The sequence below is a fragment of the Stieleria sp. genome, assembly GCF_041595215.1.
In the GTDB taxonomy this organism is placed as follows: domain Bacteria; phylum Planctomycetota; class Planctomycetia; order Pirellulales; family Pirellulaceae; genus Stieleria; species Stieleria magnilauensis.
The window spans coordinates 1-2,510 of the sequence record NZ_JBFHKV010001167.1 but is presented as its reverse complement, the minus strand read 5'-3'; the positions used below and the strand labels follow the sequence as shown (position 1 = coordinate 2,510).

The following is a 2,510-nucleotide window of genomic DNA, read 5'->3' as shown; positions in this document are numbered from 1 at the left end:
GATTCTCTGGAGATCCCAAAGCGCATCGAAGAGCCGTCGGCGCACTGCTTGCTCGATCAGCGAGAACCCAAGTCGCCCGACTTCACCGTTTCGATGTCCGTCCGGTATCCGAATCGAGATCTTGCGTTCGACTGCACGGCACAGTGGTGGTTCGACGCGGATGCCGGTGTCGTGCAGCTTCGCAATTGGGACGCCGAACGGAACTGGTTGTCAAAGCTGGACCACGACGTGCTGGACTTTTCAATCGATCGCTATTCGTCCAATGTGCGTCTGGCTCCCGAACGATTCTTGACGGTCGTCGAATCCCTGCGTGCATCGGGCTGGAACGTGACGGCCAACGGCGCGCCGCTTCGCATCGCATCCGACTTTGACATCCAAGTCACCAGCGGGGTCGACTGGTTTGACTTGGACGCAGAAGTGAGCTTCGACAGCGTCAACGCTTCGCTGCCCAAGTTGTTGGCGGCGTTACAGAAAGGCGATGCCACCATCGAACTGGATGACGGCACGGTCGGCATGTTGCCAAAGCACTGGTTGTCGAAGTTTGTCGGCATTCGGGAGTCGGGAAAAGAACATGACGGTTCGATCCGCTTCCACCGATCTCAAGGCTTGTTGCTGGACCTGCTGTTGGAGGAACAGGGCGAGGTCAAACGCGACCGCGACTTTACTAAATTCTTGCGTCAAGTGAAATCGTTCGACGGCATCAAACCGGCCGACCCACCGAAGACCTTTACGGGCCAGCTGAGGGATTATCAGCGGAGCGGATTGGGTTGGTTGCGGTTTCTGCAAAAATTCGGCTTCGGCGGATGCCTGGCCGACGACATGGGGCTGGGGAAAACGATTCAAGTGCTGGCGTTGCTCGATGCGCGTCGCAAACGACGTGTGCCCCAGGGACAGACGCGAAAACCGTCGATCGTCGTGGTTCCCAAAAGTCTGGTGTTCAATTGGCTGGAGGAGGCATCGAAATTCGCGCCCAAGTTGCGCGTCCGCAATCACACCGGGACCGAACGAAAACTCGATTGGGACGCCTTGGCCGAGTCACCCGATTCGATCGATGTCCTGCTGACCACCTACGGGACGATGCGTCTGGACGGACCGCTGTTAGCGCAGCTGCAATTCGACTACGCCATCCTGGACGAGGCCCAAGCGATCAAGAACCCCAAAAGTCTGGTCGCCCGGGCGGCGCGTTTGCTGCCTGCCGAACACCGCTTGGCGATGACCGGGACGCCGATCGAAAACCACTTGGGTGATCTGTGGTCGCTGTTCGATTTTCTGAATCCGGGAATGCTTTCCAACGCGAAATCGTCGTGGGGTCAGCTGCCTGACTTGGAAGACCAAGCCCAACGCCAGCACGTTGAACGTTTGGGCAAGTCGCTGCAGCCGTTTATTCTGCGACGCACCAAGTCGGAAGTCTTGACGGAGTTGCCGGAGAAGGTCGAGCAGACCTTGGCGTGCTCGATCGACAAGAAACAACGCAAACTCTACGACGAACTGCGGGAGCACTATCGCGTCCACCTAAGCAACAAAGTGAAGGAACTCGGTTTGAAGAAGGCCAAGATCCATGTGCTCGAAGCATTGTTGCGTTTGCGTCAAGCCGCTTGTGATCCGCGGTTGATCCATCCTGACTGTGGTGTACGGGGCGGCAAAATCGAGGAGCTGCTGGAACGACTGGACGAACTGCATCGCGAAGGCCGCAAGGCGTTGGTGTTCTCGCAATTCACTTCGTTGCTGGGGCTGTTGAAACAAGACTTGGATCAACGGGGCTGGAACTACGAATACCTGGACGGCAAAACCCGCAAACGCGCCGAGAAGGTGCGACGATTCCAGAACGATCCCGAATGCCAACTGTTCTTGATCAGTCTGAAGGCCGGCGGCAACGGGCTCAATCTGACGGCGGCCGAGTACGTGTTCATCTTGGATCCCTGGTGGAACCCGGCCGTGGAAGCCCAGGCGATCGACCGTGCCCATCGCATGGGACAGACCCAGAGCGTGAATGCCTACCGAATGATCTGCAGCGAGACGGTGGAAGAAAAGATCGTCGAGTTGCAGAAGTCCAAACGCAACCTGGCGGATGCCATCGTCAGCCAAAACAAATCGCTGATCGGACAACTGACGGCCCAGGATCTACAAGACTTGCTGGGCTGATTGGAGGCGATCGAGCGGTCGGTCGAGGGGCCGGTACAGCGCCCCGTCACACGGTCTTGGGGCGTTCAGCGGGGGCGTTTGGAAACGGTGTAGAGAGGGCAGAAAGATTGGGTGGGAGCGTGGGGAGGTGGGCGACAAGAAAATGGGTGACAAGAAAATAGGAGGTGCGGGCGGACGTGATGCCCGTGTCGTGGACATCGCCAGTGTCTGGACACCAGCGTCTTTTCCACGCTTGTGATTTCCACTCAATCGTCTGCGCGGTCGATTCGCAGGATCTTGTCGCCGTCGGGGAGAACCATTTCATCCTGGTCCATCGGCTTCCCGTCGGCGTCGAACAACGCTTCGATGCCTTCGGCAGCGTCGATCTG

General features: G+C 58.0%; 1 protein-coding gene. It reads left to right on the top strand.

What is annotated here, in order from left to right; genetic code table 11:
- Positions 1-2,142, top strand: a 2,142-nt coding sequence (locus tag ABX749_RS29275) for a DEAD/DEAH box helicase (protein WP_372899157.1), incomplete at its 5' end; no start/stop codon positions are given.
- Positions 2,143-2,510: the final 368 nt, after the last annotated feature.